This is a genomic window from Achromobacter pulmonis (assembly GCF_021733725.1).
Classification (GTDB): Bacteria; Pseudomonadota; Gammaproteobacteria; order Burkholderiales; family Burkholderiaceae_B; genus Achromobacter; species Achromobacter pulmonis.
Genome location: NZ_JAIFOT010000001.1, coordinates 2,208,150 through 2,224,636, shown reverse-complemented (window position 1 = coordinate 2,224,636; position 16,487 = coordinate 2,208,150). Strand labels below are relative to the sequence as shown.

Annotated in this window: 12 protein-coding genes; 6 read left to right on the top strand and 6 right to left on the bottom strand. The window is 67.8% G+C overall.

The window, feature by feature from the left end; all coding sequences use genetic code 11:
• Positions 1-22: 22 nt before the first annotated feature.
• Positions 23-535 (bottom strand): peptide deformylase, encoded by a 513-nt coding sequence (gene def / locus K2W61_RS10270; RefSeq protein WP_006389914.1) that lies wholly within the window; start codon positions 533-535, stop codon positions 23-25.
• A gap of 255 nt (positions 536-790) precedes the next feature.
• Between def and dprA the strand changes: the two genes are divergently transcribed.
• The 3 genes from dprA (at position 791) to K2W61_RS10255 (ending at position 3,537) form a co-directional block, all read left to right on the top strand.
• The gene (dprA, locus tag K2W61_RS10265; protein ID WP_236755548.1) at positions 791-1,906 is read left to right on the top strand and encodes a DNA-processing protein DprA; all 1,116 of its coding nucleotides are present in this window, start codon (positions 791-793) and stop codon (positions 1,904-1,906) included.
• A gap of 151 nt (positions 1,907-2,057) precedes the next feature.
• On the top strand, positions 2,058-2,966 hold the full coding sequence (locus tag K2W61_RS10260; protein WP_175132848.1) for a hydroxymethylglutaryl-CoA lyase: 909 nt from the start codon (positions 2,058-2,060) through the stop codon (positions 2,964-2,966).
• 97 nt (positions 2,967-3,063) lie between these two features.
• Positions 3,064-3,537 carry a hypothetical protein gene (locus tag K2W61_RS10255; RefSeq protein WP_236755547.1) on the top strand — a complete coding sequence of 158 codons (474 nt, stop codon included), beginning with the start codon at positions 3,064-3,066 and terminating at the stop codon, positions 3,535-3,537.
• Between the two features lie 87 nt (positions 3,538-3,624).
• Here K2W61_RS10255 and K2W61_RS10250 read toward each other — a convergent pair whose 3' ends face one another.
• Together K2W61_RS10250 and K2W61_RS10245 are read right to left on the bottom strand one after the other, a co-directional pair.
• Positions 3,625-4,641 (bottom strand): amino acid ABC transporter substrate-binding protein, encoded by a 1,017-nt coding sequence (locus K2W61_RS10250; RefSeq protein WP_175141292.1) that lies wholly within the window; start codon positions 4,639-4,641, stop codon positions 3,625-3,627.
• Between the two features lie 101 nt (positions 4,642-4,742).
• Positions 4,743-5,984: an aminotransferase-like domain-containing protein gene (locus K2W61_RS10245; protein WP_236756970.1), complete on the bottom strand. Its 1,242-nt coding sequence runs from the start codon at positions 5,982-5,984 to the stop codon at positions 4,743-4,745.
• Positions 5,985-6,199: 215 nt separating this feature from the next.
• Here K2W61_RS10245 and K2W61_RS10240 point away from each other — a divergent pair, with 215 nt between their 5' ends.
• Together K2W61_RS10240 and K2W61_RS10235 are read left to right on the top strand one after the other, a co-directional pair.
• The gene (locus K2W61_RS10240; RefSeq protein ID WP_175141293.1) at positions 6,200-6,919 is read left to right on the top strand and encodes a YggS family pyridoxal phosphate-dependent enzyme; all 720 of its coding nucleotides are present in this window, start codon (positions 6,200-6,202) and stop codon (positions 6,917-6,919) included.
• A gap of 85 nt (positions 6,920-7,004) precedes the next feature.
• Positions 7,005-7,973, top strand: coding sequence for a Bug family tripartite tricarboxylate transporter substrate binding protein (locus K2W61_RS10235; RefSeq protein ID WP_175132852.1), 969 nt, complete (start codon positions 7,005-7,007; stop codon positions 7,971-7,973).
• 82 nt (positions 7,974-8,055) lie between these two features.
• Here the strand turns inward: K2W61_RS10235 and K2W61_RS10230 are convergent, their stop codons facing one another.
• The 3 genes from K2W61_RS10230 to K2W61_RS10220 all read right to left on the bottom strand — a co-directional run bounded on the left by K2W61_RS10230 (position 8,056) and on the right by K2W61_RS10220 (position 14,706).
• The gene (locus tag K2W61_RS10230; RefSeq protein WP_236755546.1) at positions 8,056-9,927 is read right to left on the bottom strand and encodes a DUF3857 domain-containing transglutaminase family protein; all 1,872 of its coding nucleotides are present in this window, start codon (positions 9,925-9,927) and stop codon (positions 8,056-8,058) included.
• Between the two features lie 159 nt (positions 9,928-10,086).
• Positions 10,087-14,049, bottom strand: coding sequence for a DUF3683 domain-containing protein (locus tag K2W61_RS10225; protein WP_236755545.1), 3,963 nt, complete (start codon positions 14,047-14,049; stop codon positions 10,087-10,089).
• Positions 14,050-14,181: 132 nt separating this feature from the next.
• Positions 14,182-14,706, bottom strand: a complete 525-nt coding sequence (locus K2W61_RS10220) for a YqaA family protein (protein ID WP_175141296.1) — start codon at positions 14,704-14,706, stop codon at positions 14,182-14,184.
• Between the two features lie 116 nt (positions 14,707-14,822).
• Between K2W61_RS10220 and ilvA the strand changes: the two genes are divergently transcribed.
• Positions 14,823-16,388: a threonine ammonia-lyase, biosynthetic gene (ilvA, locus tag K2W61_RS10215; protein WP_175132856.1), complete on the top strand. Its 1,566-nt coding sequence runs from the start codon at positions 14,823-14,825 to the stop codon at positions 16,386-16,388.
• Positions 16,389-16,487: the final 99 nt, after the last annotated feature.

The following is a 16,487-nucleotide window of genomic DNA, read 5'->3' as shown; positions in this document are numbered from 1 at the left end:
ACCGGGAAGAAGGAGACGGGCGTCAGGCGCGCAGCGCTTCGCGCTCGGCCTTTTTCAGCTTGGTCTTGATACGGTTCTGCTTCAGGTTGGACAGGTATTCGACGAATACCTTGCCCTCCAGGTGGTCGAGCTCGTGCTGCACGCACACCGCCAGCAGGCCGTCGGCATCGAACTCGAACGGCTTGCCGTCGATGTCCAGGGCTTTGCAGCGGATGCGCGAGGCGCGCTCGACTTCGTCGTAGATGCCGGGAACCGACAGGCAGCCTTCCTCGTAGATCTTGTAATCGTCGCTGCGCCAGGTGATCTCGGGATTGATCAGCACCAGCAGCTGGTTGCTTTCTTCGGAGACGTCGATGACGACCACGCGCTCGTGCACGTCGACCTGGGTCGCGGCCAGGCCCACGCCCGGCGCGTCGTACATGGTTTCGGCCATGTCGCGCACCAGTTGACGGATGCGGTCATCGACCTCGGCGACCGGCTTGGCCTTTTTGTGCAAGCGCGGATCCGGGTAGCGAAGAATAGGGAGTAAAGCCATTGAAAAGGGATCGTCGGTAATTGGTGTCCGAGTAAGAGTTTAATTCATTAGAGTCTTGATTTCTAATAGTTTTCGGCTAACCCAGGGATTATCGAAGACCGGCCCGACCCCGTTTTGGCCGGCGGCGGCCGGGACGATTCGGTCCGCCCCGCGTGGTCCCGCCCGGCCGCCGTGCGACACTCTCGGACGTCCGGCGCGCCTGTGCGCGCTTCGCCCCCTGCCTTTGCCGCGCCGGCCCCCCCGGCGCCCTTGCCCATGCCGCTCACCCACACCGCCGCTGAATTGTCCGCCTGGCTGCGCCTGTCCCTGGAACCGGGTATCGGTTCTGCCACCGCCTGCACGCTGCTGGGCGCCCTGGGCCTACCCGAACAGATCTACGCCCAGCGCGCCACGGCCCTGGCGCGCCAACTGCCGGAGGCGCTGGCACGCCAGCTGGCCGCGCCCATGCCGGCCGATATGGCGGCCCAGGTCGACAGCGCGCTGCAATGGGTCGAGGCGCCCGGCCACCACGTCCTGACGCTGTCCGACCCGGGCTATCCGCAAAACCTGCTGACGATCGCCGATCCCCCCATCCTGCTCTACGTGACCGGCGACCCGGCCTATCTGCAGGGGCCGGCGTTGGCGGTGGTGGGCGCGCGCAACGCCACGCCCGGCGGCCAGGAAAACGCCCGCGCCTTCGCCCGCCACCTGGCCGGCCATGGCTGGCGCGTGATCAGCGGCCTGGCCCTGGGTATCGACGCGGCGGCCCATGAAGGCGCGCTGGAGGCCGGCCCTGAGGGCGCCGGCACCGTCGCCGTCATGGGCACCGGCATCGACCGCATCTATCCCGCGCGCCACCGCGATCTGGCGCATCGCATCGCCGCGCACGGCGCGCTGGTGTCGGAACTGCCGCTGGGCACGGGCGCCCTGCCGCAGCACTTCCCCAAGCGCAATCGCATCGTGGCCGGGCTGGCCCGGGGCGTGCTGGTAGTGGAGGCGGCCAGGCAGAGCGGCTCGCTGATCACCGCGCGGCTGGCGGGCGAAAGCGGGCGCGAGGTGTTCGCCATTCCCGGCTCGATCCATTCGCCGCTGTCGCGCGGTTGCCATGCGCTGATCCGCCAGGGCGCCAAGCTGGTGGAAACCGCCGCCGACATCACCGACGAGCTGGGCGGCGGACCGCAGCCAGGCGCCCGCCGCGCCCAGGCGCCGGCCGCAGACACGGCCCCCGTTCATCCGGTGCTCGACGCGCTCGGCTTCGACCCCCTGCACCTGGACGCGCTGCAGGCGCGCTGCGGTCTGGACACCGCCACGCTGCAGGCGCAATTGCTCGAACTCGAACTGGCCGCGTGCGTCGCGCGCCTGGACGACGGCCGCTTCCAGCGCCTGAAGTAACGGCGCCGCGCCCGGACGAGGCGGCGTCGTGGCCGGCGCGCGGACGCCCTCGCGGCAAGCCACGGACAGCGCCCTTGGCGATGGCGCTAATATTGTCTCTGGCACCGGGCCGCCGCCGCGGCCGCCCGCCGATACCGATACAGGAAGAGACATGGCATTGCCCACACGCGTCAAGATCGTCGAGGTTTCGCCCCGCGACGGCCTGCAGAACGAAAAGGAATTCGTGCCCACCGACATCAAGGTGGAACTGATCGACCGCCTCGCGGCCGCCGGCTTTCCCAACGTCGAGGCGGCCTCGTTCGTGTCGCCCAAGTGGGTGCCGCAGATGGCCGACGGCGCCGACGTCATGGCGCGCATCCAGCGCCGCCCCGGCACGATCTACTCGGTGCTCACGCCCAACATGAAGGGCTTCGAGGGCGCCCTGGCGGCCCGCGCGGACGAAATCGTCATCTTCGGCGCGGCCAGCGAAGCCTTCTCGCAAAAGAACATCAACTGCTCCATCGCCGAATCCATTGCGCGCTTCGAGCCCGTGGTGCAGGCCGCGCGCGAGGCCGGCATCCGCGTGCGCGGCAGCATCAGTTGCGCGCTGGGCTGTCCGTACCAGGGAGAAGTGCCGATCGAAGCCGTGGTCGACGTGGCCCAGCGCTACCTGGCCATGCAGGTCGACGAGATCGACGTGGCCGACACCATCGGCGTGGGCACGCCGCAGCGCGTGCGCGACGTGATGGCCGCGGTCACCCGCGTGGTCGATCCGGCGCGCGTCTCGGGCCACTTCCACGATACCTATGGCCAGGCGCTGGCCAACATCCTGGCCTCGCTCGAAACCGGCATCTCGATCTTCCACGCCTCGGTGTCCGGCCTGGGGGGCTGCCCCTACGCCAAGGGCGCGACCGGCAACGTCGCCACCGAAGACGTGCTGTACATGCTGCGCGGCCTGGACATCGACACCGGCGTGGACTTCGACGCGGTGGTCGACATCGGCCAATGGATGTCGGCCAACCTGAACCGCAAGGGCTCCAGCCGGGCCGGCAACGCCATTGCCGCCAAGCGGGCCGCCTGACGCGGAAAACCCGTAGAATGGCTGCGCGCGTTTCGCGTGAGCGCCGGGGCCACCCGGCGCACGTCTTCTCGCCACGCTACCGGAATCCCGCCGCCGCATGACGTCCCCCGTCCCGCCCCCCTCGCCCGAGGATCACGCCGCCCTGTTGCGCGCCATCGGCCCGCTGCCCCTGTCGGGGCAGGCCTGGCCCGATTGGGTGCGCATCCTGACCTGGGTCATCCTGGCCGTGCTAGGCGTGCAGGTCGTCACCAGCAGCATCCGCGCCCCGGGCCAGCCGCTGGACAGTTCCATGGCCGTGGTGGCGGGCCTGTGCTTCATCGGCCTGCTGTTCGTGTCGTGGCATATGCAGACCTCCATCACCACCATCGACGAACACGGCCTGCGCCAGACCTGGTTCTCGCGCCGCGAGGTCGCCTGGGAAGACGTGCGCGAGGCCCGCTTCGTGCCGATGATTTTCTCCAAGCGGCTGGTGGTCTTCACGCGCCGCGGCCGGCCGGTGATCTTCCAGGGCGGCACGCGCGAACTGCGCGCGGCGTTCACCCGCATCGCCCAGGTATATCAACGCCGCTGACGATCCGGGCCAGGCAAAAAAAACCGATGCCGCGGCATCGGTTTTTTTTGCGCGGCCGCGGCCCCCGGGGGCCTGCTCGCGCCGCGCTCAGCGGATCGGCAGCGCGTACATCAAACCGCCCTGCGTCCATTGCGCATTCAGGCCGCGCTTGATCTTCAGCGGGCTGCCCTGGCCGACATTGCGCTCGAAACTCTCGCCGTAATTGCCGACCTGCTTGATGATGTTGTAGGCCCACTTCTCGTCCAGCCCCAGGTTGGCGCCAGCGCCAGGCGTCACGCCCAGGATGCGCTTGATGTTGGGGTTGTTGCTCTTGGTCTGCTCATCGACGTTGCGGGAGGTCACGCCGTACTCCTCGGCCTCGATCATGGCCGACAGCGACCAGCGCACGATGTTCAGCCAGGCGTCGTCGCCCTGGCGCACGAACGGACCCAGCGGTTCCTTCGAGATGATCTCGGGCAGCACCACGTAGTCATCGGGATTCTGCAGCTTGGAGATGCGGATCGAGGCCAGGCCCGAGGCATCGGTCGAGAACACGTCGCAGCGGCCCGCGGCGAAGGCGTTGACCACTTCGTTGAAGGTCTCGATCACCACCGGCTTGTAGGTGACGTTGTTGGCGCGCGCCCAGTCGGCCAGCGTGTTCTCGTTGGAGGTGCCGGTCTGCAGGCAAATGGTCGCGCCGTTGATCTCCTTGGCGCTCTTGACGCCCAGCGACTTGGGCACCAGGAAGCCCTGGCCATCGTAGAAATTGATGCCGGCATGGATCAGGCCCAGCGCCGTGTCGCGCTGCTGCGTCACGGTGGTGTTGCGGGTCAGCACGTCGACTTCGCCGGACTGCAGCGCGGTGAAGCGCTGCTGTGAATTGAGCGGCACCACCTTGATCTTGTCGGCATCGCCGAACACGGCCGCGGCGATGGCGCGGCACAGGTCAACGTCCAGCCCCTGCCACTTGCCCTGCGCGTCGGGCGCGGAAAAACCGGCAAAGCCGGTGGTGGTGCCGCAGGCGACCGCGCCGCGCTGGCGCACCACGTCCAGCGTTGCCGCCTGCGCCCCTTGTGCCACGGCAAACAGCATCGCCGCGCCCGCCAACCCTTTTGCAATGTTCATGACTCGTTTTCCTGTTGTTCCGGGACGCGCGAGCGCGTCAAGGCGAGAAGCTTATCGGCCCGCGGCGCGTCCGCCAAATAACCAGCATGCATTTGGGTATATCACGCCGCCAGCGAGATCGACACCGGTTCGTTGGCCTCGCAGGCATCCAGCGCGCGGCTCAGGCGCTCCATGCCCTGGGCGATCTGGCTTCCGTTCATGGTGGCGAACGACATGCGCATGGCATGCAGGTCGGCCCGCGCCGGGTCGGCGTAGAACGCCTTGCCGGGCACGTAGACCACCTCGTGCTCGATGGCGTAGGGCAACAGGCGGGTGGCGTCCACCTCGCCGGTCAGGCGCGCCCAGAAGAACATGCCGCCCTCGGGCTTGCTGAAGGTGATGCGGCCGTCCAGCTCGCGCGCCAGGGCCGTGGCCATGGCGTCGCAGCGCTGGCCATAGGCCGCCCGGATACGCGGCACGTGCTCTTCATAGCGGCCGTTGGCCAGGTATTGCGCGACCACTTCCTGGATCCAGGCGGACGAGGCCATATCGTCGGCGGCCTTGGCGCCGACACAGCGGCGGCGGATCTCGGCCGGCGCCACCAGCCAGCCGATGCGCAGGGCCGGCGCCATGGTCTTGGACATGCTGGCCAGATACACGGCCCAGTGGCGGGCCTCGCCCTCGGCCAGCGCCATGATCGGCGGCACCGCTTCGCCGGCGAAGCGCAGCTCGCTGTAGGGGTCGTCCTCGACAATCAGGAAACGGTGCTTGACCGCCAGGTCCAGCAGGCGCAAACGGCGCTGGCGCGAAAGGGTGGCGCCGCAGGGATTGGAAAACGACGCCACCACACACACGATCTTGGGCTTGACGCGGGAGGCCAGCTCGTCGAGCGCGTCGATGTCGATGCCGTCAGGGCCCGATGCCACGGTGTGCACGGTGGCGCCGGTGTAGCGCAGCGCCTGCACGGAATTGGGGAAAGCGGGCGATTCGATGATGGCGTGGTCGCCCGGTTGCAGCATCACCCGGCTCAACAGTGCCAGCGCCTGCTGCGAACCGCCGGTGACGGCCAGCTCGGTATCCGCGTTGCACTGCAGGCCGCGCGCCGCCGACAAGCGGGCCAGTTCATGGCGCAGGCTGGCCTGGCCATCGATGTTCGAATACTGCAGGCAGGCGCCCAGGCGCGCCAGCACCTGGGTCGAAGCAATCGACAGGCCATCCACGTCGAACAGTTCCTGGGCGGGATAGCCGCCCGCCAGCGAGATCGTGCCCGGGCGCAACGCGTAGGGCATGAGCGAACGGATCGGAGAAGCGGGGGGATTCAGGAAGGGCGTGGCAAAAGCGTACTCGGGCGCGGCGCTGGACATGGCGGAGGGGAACAACGAGAAGGGGAAGGAAGCCGCACGATCCATCGGGACCACGCCGGCGGGGCTAGAACATTGAAATCTAAACAAATGTGCTGAAATTCTAAGCCTGCGCTTTGGACAGGGTCAACGAAGATGGCGCCGGGCGCGGCCCCGGTGTGGCGAAACGGTGCGCGCGCGTCCTACACTATGGGACATCCCTTTCCCAAGAGAGCCGCATGACCGAAGTAGACACCATGGCCACCCGCCTGGCCCGGATCCGGCAACGCATCGCCCAGGCCTGCGCACGCGCCGGCCGGACGCCGGACAGCGTGACCCTGCTGCCCGTCAGCAAGACATTCGAGGTCGACGCCATCCGCGAGGCCATGGCGCTGGGCCTGAACCGCTTCGGCGAGAACAAGACCCAGGAATTGCGCCAGAAGGCCGCGGCCCTGGCCGGCCAGGGCCTGCAATGGGTGCTGATCGGCCACCTGCAGACCAACAAAGCCAAGGACGCCGCCCGCGACGCCACCGAACTGCAATCGCTCGACCGCCTGGATCTGGCCGAGGCGCTGCACCGTCGCCTGGTCAACGAGGGTCGGACCCTGGACGTGCTGGTGCAGGTCAAGACCTCCACCGAGCCCAGCAAGTACGGCATGGCGCCCGGCGATGTCGCCGCCTTTCTGCGCCGCATCGCGGCGGACTTCCCCACGTTGCGCGTGCAGGGCCTGATGACCATGGCCGTGAATTCCCCCGATGCGCTGGCGGTCCGCGCCTGCTTCCGCGCCCTGCGCGAGCTGCGCGACCAACTGCGCCAGGAAGGCCTCCCCGGCGTATCGCTGGAACGGCTGTCGATGGGCATGAGCGGCGATTTCGAGCTGGCGATCGAGGAAGGCTCGACCGAAGTGCGCATCGGCACCGCCATCTTCGGCGCCCGCAGCTACCCCGATCCGCAATAAGTCGCTGATTCCGGGGCGCGAAACAGGCGCATATTGCCGCGCGCCCGGGGCATAATAGCGTCGCAAAAAAATGAGGAGACATTCCATGCACAAGCACGCCCGGCGCCTGTTGGCGCTTGCCGCCCTGTCGCTCGCCGCCACCACGGCCGCAGCCCAATCCTGGCCCGCCCAGCCCATCCGCTGGATCGTGCCCTACCCGGCCGGCGGCGGCGCCGACGTGGTCGCGCGCACCGTCGCCAGCGGCATGGAAAAGCCGCTGGGCCAGACCATCGTGGTCGAGAACCGCCCTGGCGCCGCCACCATCATCGGCGCCACCGCGATCTCGCAGGCCGACCCTACCGGCTACGTCATCGGCACCGCCGACTCCGGCACGCTGGCCTACAACCCGACGCTGTACGCCAAGCTGGCCTATGACCCGGCCAAGTTCACCTACATCGGCGGCATCGCCAAGTTCCCGCTGCTGCTGGCGGTGAACGTCAATTCGCCCTACAAGACGGTCGCTGACGTGATCCAGGCCGCCAAGAAGGAACCCGGCAAGCTGACCGCCGCCTCGGCAGGCGCCGGCTCGCCGCACCATCTGGCGCTGGAGCTGTTCAAACAGCGCACCGGCGCCAACCTGCTGCACGTGCCCTACAAGGGCGCGGCGCCCGCGATCCAGGACCTGCTGGGCGGACAGGTGGACGTGATGTTCATCGACCTGGCCGCCGGCCTGCCCAACGTCAAGGCCGGCAAACTGCGCGTGCTGGGCGCGGCCACACCCGAGCGCGTCGCCGTGCTGCCCGACACGCCCACCATGGCCGAACAGGGCGTGTCCGACTTCACCGCCTACGCCTGGCAAGGCCTGGTGGCTCCCGCCGGCCTGCCCGAGCCGGTGGTCAAGAAGCTGTCCGCCGAACTCGACGCCACGCTGAAGTCGCCGGCCGTTTCGCAGAAGATGCTGGACATGGGCGTGATCCCGATGCCGATGTCGGCGCAGGACTTCAAGGCTTATGCCGACAAGGAACGCGCCACCTGGGCCGAAGTGATCAAGAAGGCCAACATCAAGCTCGAATGAGCCCGCCCTGCCCATGAAAAACGCGGCCCCCCACGGGGCCGCGTTTTTGTTTGGCGGCCGCGCCGGCCGCCCGCTGGGCCGGTCACTTGCCCGGCAGCCGAACCGCCAGGCGCAGCGACTCCACGCACCGCCGGCCCTGTTCGATGGCCTGGCCGAACGCCTCGGACACGATATCGTCGTGGCTGAACCAGCTGACCTTGCGCACGCTGCGATACCGGTATTGGTAACCCGATGCGGCGGGCTTGCCGTCCAGGTCCACGTCGATCCAGGGCGACCGCACCTGGCAATGCAGCGCCGGCGCGTCGACCCGGCCGCCCGCCAACGTCACGTCGTAGGACGCGGTTTCGGGCGTGCCCAGGTAGATATCCGCCAACTGGCCGGTCTGGCGATAGCGCGCAAAAGACTCCCACTCATCGCCCAAGTGCGATTGCGCGTACAGATATTGCCCGCCCACCCGTTCCAGCGCACGCAGATCGCGCAGCGTGGCGTCGATGCGATACGCGGCGGGCACCACGAAATCGCTGGCGGCGCGTTGCAGCTGGCAGTCCTGGTTCTCGGCGGCAAAGCCGCGGCATAGGGCCTGGTCCATCGCCGTCGCGCCGTTCTGCCGATCACCCACGCTGACTTGCGCCGCCACCATGCGCCCGAGCTCGACCGAGGCGCGCACCCGGGCCTGGCCGCCTTCGCCGAAACGTTCGTTGCGCGTCACCGCGACGCCGACGCCGGGACTTTCCAGCGGGATATCCTCGCGCCGCACATTGCCCTGGCGGTCCATGACGAACGCCCAGCGCTGCTGAATGTCGGGCATAGTGAAGCCCGGCACGAACACGGGATTGGTGGGGTCCAGCCACCAGGTCGCGCCCTGCACCCGGGCCCGCACGATGGCGTGATTGGGCGCCGCCAGCCCGGGCAGCAGGACCGCCGGCGCCAGGGTGCCGCGCGCCACCAGCGCGGGTTCGGCCTCGATGCCGGCCGCACGCAGCATGGCCACCAGCAACACGGCCAGATCCTTGCAGTCGCCATAGCCCCGGCGCTCGATCTCGTCGAGCGCGAACGGAATCTGGCCGCGCTCGCTGCTGCGCCAGTCGCCCAGGTAGCGGTAGTGTTCGTGCAAATGGCGCATCAGGCCGGCCACCGCCTGCGGCCCGGGCTGGCCGCGCTGCGCCGCGACCGCCGCGGCGGCGTTCGGCGGCAGCGCGGCCGACAGGATCGCGTTGTAGCGCTTGGCGAACGGCCCGAAGTAATCCTGCAGCGCGTCGGAACTGCCGATTTCCAGGCGCGGCGCCTGCCGCAGATAACCGCGGTCCGACTCGTTGACGTAGGCGTAGTAGTACGGCGGGGCCTTCAGCGTCACCGTGATGTGCTTGGCGTCGGGCGTTGCCTCGATGCGGTAGTCATCCATGGCCTGGCCGCGCCAGACCATCGGGCGGTCGGCGCTGAACTCGGCCCGGAAGCGCTCCTGGCGCACGGCGCGCGGCTGCAGGTCGAGCAGGTAGTGGAATTGTGTGGCCGACGGCACGCCGGCAAAGCGTTCGCGCAGGGTGTAGACGATGGTGCTGCCCACCCGCAGGTTGGGAAAGGCCAGCGACGTCTGCTTCTGCCGCAGAAAGCCCTGATCCGGATTGGGCGCCATGCGCGTATCGATCTGCGTGGCCGACAGCGGAACCGGCTTCTCGCCGGGCTGGATCAGCTCGGCGCGCTCGACCTTCAGGCTGTCGTTTTCGGCATAGCTGCGGTCGATGCGCGAAACCAGCTCGCGTCCGGCCAGGGTCAGGATGGTGTAGCGGTAGGTGCTCACGCACTCGGTGCTGTTGTCCTGGCCGAAGCGGCAGTGGAACTCGGTGTCGCCGGACAGGGGGGCCTCGCCGATGGGTTGACGCGCGGCGTGGGCCGGCAGGCTGGCCATGGCCGCCAGGAGCGCGGCCAGGAGGGAACTACGGGGAAAAACAGACATGGGCAATGCATCGCCTCTATTCAAAACTGAGACGCAATATTATTTGCAATAAAATTGCAACACAAGCTCTGCGTGGCCTGCGGCCCCCGGCGCGCCCCAAACAAAACGCCCGGCGTCACCGCCGGGCGTTCCGCCCTGCCTATCCGCGAAGGCAGCGTCCTACACCAGCACGCGCTCGATGCCGCCCGCGTTGGCGCGGCGCACGTAGTCTTCCATCCAGCCTTCGCCCAGGATGTGGCGCGCCATTTCGACCACGATGTAATCGGCGTCCATGCCGGTGTCGCCCTCGTAGCGCGACAGGCCCTGCAGGCACGACGGGCACGAGGTCAGCACCTTGATGTCACCCGTGAAGCCGTCGCTGCGCAACGCGGCGTCGCCCTTGAGCAGTTCTTCCTGCTTGCGAAAGCGCACCTGCGTCGAGATGTCCGGCCGGCTGACCGCCAGCGTGCCCGATTCGCCGCAGCAGCGATCGCTCTTGACAGCGCCATCGCCCACCAGCGACCGCACGGTCTTCATCGGGTCCTGCAGCTTCATCGGCGTGTGACAGGGGTCGTGGTACATGTAGCGCACGCCTTTGGCCCCTTCCAGCTTGATCCCCTTTTCCAGCAGGTATTCGTGGATGTCGATCAGGCGGCAGCCCGGGAAGATCTTCTCGAACTCGTAGCCGGCCAACTGGTCGTAGCAGGTGCCACAGCTGACCACCACGGTCTTGATGTCCAGGTAGTTGAGCGTGTTGGCAACGCGATGGAACAGCACCCGGTTGTCGGTGATGATCTGCTCGGCCTTGTCGGTCATGCCGTTGCCGCGCTGCGGATAGCCGCAGCACAGGTAGCCCGGCGGCAGCACAGTCTGCACGCCGGCATGCCACAGCATCGCCTGCGTGGCCAGGCCGACCTGCGAGAACAACCGCTCCGACCCACAGCCCGGGAAGTAGAACACCGCTTCCGTGTCGGCCGTGGTGGCCTTGGGATCGCGGATGATCGGCACGTAGTTCGCGTCCTCGATGTCCAGCAGCTTGCGCGCGGTCTGCTTGGGCAGCCCGCCCGGCATCTTCTTGTTGACGAAGTGCACCACCTGCTCGCGCAGCGGCGGCTTGCCGACCGTGGCCGGCGGCGCCGAGGTCTGCTTCTTCACCAGGCCCGACAGCAGGTCATGCGCGGCCCGCTGCACCTTGTAGCCCACGCCCACCATCGCCTTGCGGGTGGCGTTGATGGTGGCCGGGTCCTTGGCGTTCAGGAAGAACATGGCGCTGGCCGTGCCCGGATTGAACGACTTGCGGCCCATGCGGCGCAGCACGGCGCGCATGTTCATCGACACGTCGCCAAAGTCGATATCGACCGGACAGGGGTTGTAGCACTTGTGGCAGACGGTACAGTGGTCGGCCACGTCCTCGAATTCTTCCCAGTGCTTCAGGCTGACGCCGCGGCGGGTCTGCTCTTCATACAGGAAGGCCTCGACCAGCAGCGAGGTCGCCAGGATCTTGTTGCGCGGCGAATACAGCAGATTGGCGCGCGGCACGTGGGTGGCGCACACCGGTTTGCACTTGCCGCAGCGCAGGCAGTCCTTGATCGAATCCGAAATGGCGCCGATGTCGCTCTGCTGCATGATCAGCGACTCGTGGCCCATCAGGTTGAAGCTGGGCGTCCAGGCATGGCGCAGGTCCGCGCCCGGCATCAGCTTGCCCGCGTTGAAGTGGCCATTGGGATCGACGCGGCGCTTGTAGGCCTGGAACGGCGCCAGTTCGGCTTCGGTCAGGAACTCGTACTTGGTCAGGCCGATGCCGTGCTCGCCCGAGATCACGCCGTCCAGGTCGCGCGCGATCTGCATGATGCGCTCGACGGCCTGGTGGGCCTCCTGCAGCATGCCGTAGTCGTCCGAGTTGACCGGGATGTTGGTGTGCACGTTGCCGTCGCCGGCGTGCATGTGCAGCGCCACGAACACGCGGCTCTTGAGCACGCGGCCGTGGATGGCGACCAGTTCGTCCAGGATCGGCTTGCGCGCCGCGCCCGAGAACGCGGCCTGCAGACCGGCCAGCACTTCGGTCTTCCACGACACGCGGATGGTGCGGTCCTGCACCACGTCGAACACGCGCGCCTGCGGCTGCGTCGCCAGACGCTCGGCCAGCGTGGGGCGCAGATGCGCCATGCCCAGCCCGTCCAGATGCGGCATGGCCTCGGCCAGCGGCAGGTCCAGGTTGTCCAGCAGCCACTGCCAGCGTTGGCGCGCCGCGGCCAGCAACTCGATGGCCTGGCGCGTGCGCTCGGCCAGCACCTCGGCGCGGGCTTCATCGTCGTCGGCGGCGTCTTCGGCCTTGCCGACGGGCAACGGCGTACAGAGGTAATCGTCCAGCGCGTCCAGCAGCCGCAGCTTGTTGCGGGTCGACAGCTCGATGTTGATGCGCTCGATATGGTCGGTGTACTCGCCCATGCGCGGCAGCGGGATCACCACGTCTTCGTTGATCTTGAAGGCGTTGGTGTGGCGCGCGATCGCGGCGGTGCGCGAACGGTCCAGCCAGAATTTCTTGCGGGCCTCGGCGCTCACCGCCACGAAGCCTTCGCCGTGGCGCGTGTTGGCCAGCCGCACCACTTCGCTGGCGGCCACGGCGACGGCGTCTTCGTCATCGCCGACGATGTCGCCGATCAGCACCATCTTGGGCAGCGAACCGCGCTTGCTCTTGGTGGCGTAGCCGACCGCGCGCAGATAGCGTTCGTCCAGGTGCTCCAGGCCGGCCAGGATGGCGCCACGGGCGCGGCCCTCGCCGTCCAGGTAGCCCTTGACCTCGACGATCGACGGAATCGCGTCGCGCGCCTGGCCGAAGAACTCCATGCAGACCGTGCGGGTGTGCTTGGGCATGCGGTGCAGCACCCAGCGTGCCGAGGTGATCAGGCCGTCGCAGCCTTCCTTCTGGATACCCGGCAGGCCGGCCAGGAACTTATCGGTGACGTCCTTGCCCAGGCCTTCCTTGCGGAACACGCGGCCGGCGATCTCCAGGGTCTCGGTCTTGAGCAGGCGTTCGCCCGGCTTGCCGCGGCCGTCGAACCACTTGAGTTCAAAGCGGGCCACGTCCACGTCGTGGATCTTGCCCATGTTGTGGTCCAGGCGCGTCACTTCGAGCCAGTTGCCGTCCGGATCGACCATGCGCCACCAGGCCAGGTTGTCGAGCGCGGTGCCCCACAGCACGGCCTTCTTGCCGCCGGCGTTCATGGCGATGTTGCCGCCCACGCACGAGGCCTCGGCCGAGGTCGGGTCCACCGCGAACACGAAACCGGCCGCTTCGGCCGCTTCCGATACGCGCTTGGTCACCACGCCGGCGCCGGCATGGATGACGGCCACGGGCTCGGTCAGGCCCGGTAAAATACAGGACTCGACCTTGCCGAGCTTGTCGAATTTCTCGGTATTGATGACGGCCGACTTCCAGGTCAGCGGAATCGCGCCGCCGGTATAGCCGGTGCCGCCGCCGCGCGGCACGATGGTCAGGCCCAGCTCGATACAGGCGGTGACCAGCGCGGCGATCTCGTCCTCGGTATCCGGCGTCAGCACCACGAACGGGTACTCCACGCGCCAGTCGGTGGCGTCGGTCACGTGCGAGACGCGCGACAGGCCGTCGAACTTGATGTTGTCGCGCGCGGTGATGCGGCCCAGCACCTTCTGCGCCTGCTTGCGCAGCATGGCGGTCTGGTCGAACTCGCCCTCGAAGGCGGCAATGGCAGAACGCGCCCGTCCCAGCAGACTGAGCACTTTTTCATCACGGTGCGGATCATGGCCGGCCTCGGCCGGGGCGCCCGGCTCGCGGCGGCGGTCGATCTCGCCCAGGCGATGGTGCAGCGCGTCGATCAGTTGCTTGCGGCGCTTGGGATTGTCCAGCAGGTCGTCCTGCAGGTAGGGGTTGCGGCGCACCACCCAGATGTCGCCCAGCACCTCGTACAACATGCGGGCGGAGCGTCCGGTGCGGCGCTCGCCGCGCAGGTCGGTCAGCAGGCTCCAGGCGTCATCGCCCAGCAGACGGCCGACGATTTCCCGATCGGAAAACGACGTGTAGTTGTAGGGGATTTCGCGCAGTCGCGCGGGTGCTGCGGGCGGCATCGCCCCGTTCAAGATGTGGCTGGCGAGAGGGGCGTTCATGGCGGCAAGAGGGGGCCCTTAAAAAATTATTTTATGCCATTGGCCGGAACTGCCCCTGAATACCCCCAGGGAAACGTCCAAAACCCTGACAATCCGGCGTTTATGCGTCCCCAATTAAGTGGGACGTCAGCGCTAGACCTGGCCGGGAAAAAGCCATAACAGGCCGGCCGTCATGACCAAGTAGCGCAGGAATTTGCCAATGGCCATGTAGGCCACGCACGGCCAGAACGGCAACCGCAGCCAGCCAGCCACCGCACACAGCGGATCGCCCACGGCCGGCAGCCAAGACAGCAGCAACGCGGGCGGCCCCATCCGATGGATCCAGTCATGGGCGCGGTGGTGCCAGCGGCCGCGCATGCGGCGCTCGGCCGGGGCATGGGGATGGTGCTCCTTCCAGCGCTCGACGGCTTTTTCCGCGCCCAGGCCCATGGCGTAGCTGATGGCCCCTCCCACGGTATTGCCGGCGGTCGCCACCAGGATGGCGGGCCAGAACATGTCCGGCGACAGCTTGAGGTAGCCGAACACCGCCGGCTCGGAGCCTAGCGGCAGCAGCGTGGCGGACACCAGCGACACAACGAAAATGGCGGGCAGGCCCACCGAGGGCAGCGCCAGCAGGCCCAACAGCCAGTGGACCGCGGATAAGAGGCTTTCTTCCATGATGGCTGCGAGTGTAGCCGCGCCCGCCGCCCTCCCCGCGCGCGTCCGGTCCATGGCGAAAGCGCCGGCACCCCATCGGCGGCCGCGGCTTTCCCTGCAATAATCGCGATCACGCCATGCTGGCGCGCGCCTGCCGCGCCGCCCACTTTTCCGCTCCTACCCCAGCGCAGTCCATGTCCACCGATTATCTGAAACGCATCCTGACCTCCAAGGTCTACGACGTCGCGGTCGAATCGCCGCTCGAAGCCGCGCCGCTGCTGTCGCAGCGCGTGGCGAACACGATCCTGCTCAAGCGCGAGGACACCCAGGCCGTCTTCAGCTTCAAGCTGCGCGGGGCTTACAACAAGATGGCCAACCTGGCCCCGGCCGCGCGCAACCGCGGTGTCATCGCGGCCTCGGCCGGCAACCACGCCCAGGGCGTGGCGCTGGCGGCTTCGCGGCTCGGCTGCCGCGCGGTCATCGTCATGCCCACCACCAGCCCGCAGGTCAAGATCGACGCGGTGCGCCGCCTTGGCGGTGAAGTCGTGCTGGCCGGCGAGAGCTTCTCCGATGCCTACGCCCACGCGCAAACGCTGGAAAAGAAGGAAAAGCTGACCTTCGTGCATCCCTTCGACGATCCCGACGTGATCGCCGGCCAGGGCACCGTGGGCATGGAGATCCTGCGCCAGCACCCCGGCCCGATCGACGCCATCTTCGTGGCGATCGGCGGCGGCGGCCTGATCGCCGGCGTGGCCGCCTACATCAAGCAGTTGCGCCCCGAGATCAAGATCATCGGTGTGCAGACCGAGGATTCCGACGCCATGCTGCGCAGCGTGCGCGCCGGACGCCGGGTGCAGTTGAACGACGTCGGGCTGTTCTCCGACGGCACCGCCGTCAAGCTGGTGGGCGCCGAAACCTTCAGGCTCACCCGCAAGTACGTGGATGATTTCGTGGTGGTGGACACCGATTCGATCTGCGCCGCCATCAAGGACGTGTTCCAGGACACCCGCAGCGTGCTGGAGCCCGCCGGCGCCATGGCCGTGGCCGGGGCCAAGCAATACGCCGCCGAGCACAAGCTCAAGGACAAGACGCTGGTCGCCATCGCCTGCGGCGCCAACATGAACTTCGACCGCCTGCGCTTCGTGGCCGAACGCGCCGAGGTCGGTGAAATGCGCGAAGCCGTCTTCGCCGTCACCATGCCGGAACAGCGCGGCAGCTTCCGCCGCTTCTGCGAGCTGGTCGGCGAACGCAGCGTGACCGAATTCAACTACCGCATCTCCGATTCGGACCGCGCCCACGTGTTCGTCGGCCTGCAGGTGTCGTCGCCGGCCGAGCCCGCGAAGATCGCCAACCACTTCCGCCGCCACGGCTTCGACACGCTCGACCTGACCCACGACGAAATGGCCAAGACCCACTTGCGCCACATGGTCGGCGGGCGCTCGGCGCAGGCGCGCGACGAACTGCTCTACCGCTTCGAATTCCCGGAGCGCCCGGGCGCGCTGATGCGTTTCCTGAACGCCATGAACCCGGACTGGAACATCAGCCTGTTCCACTACCGCAACCAGGGCGCCGACTACGGCCGCATCCTGATCGGCATCCAGGTGCCGCCGGCCGACAAGAAACAGTTCCGCCACTTTGTGGCCGATCTCGGCTATCCGCACTGGAACGAGACCGACAACCCGGCCTACAAGCTGTTCCTGTAAGCCCGCGGCGCAAAACGAGAGGGCCTCCATACGGAGGCCCTGCCCTTCTTTGCTCAAGACCCGCCCGGCCGCGACCTGTAGGGGGGGTTCGCTGTCACT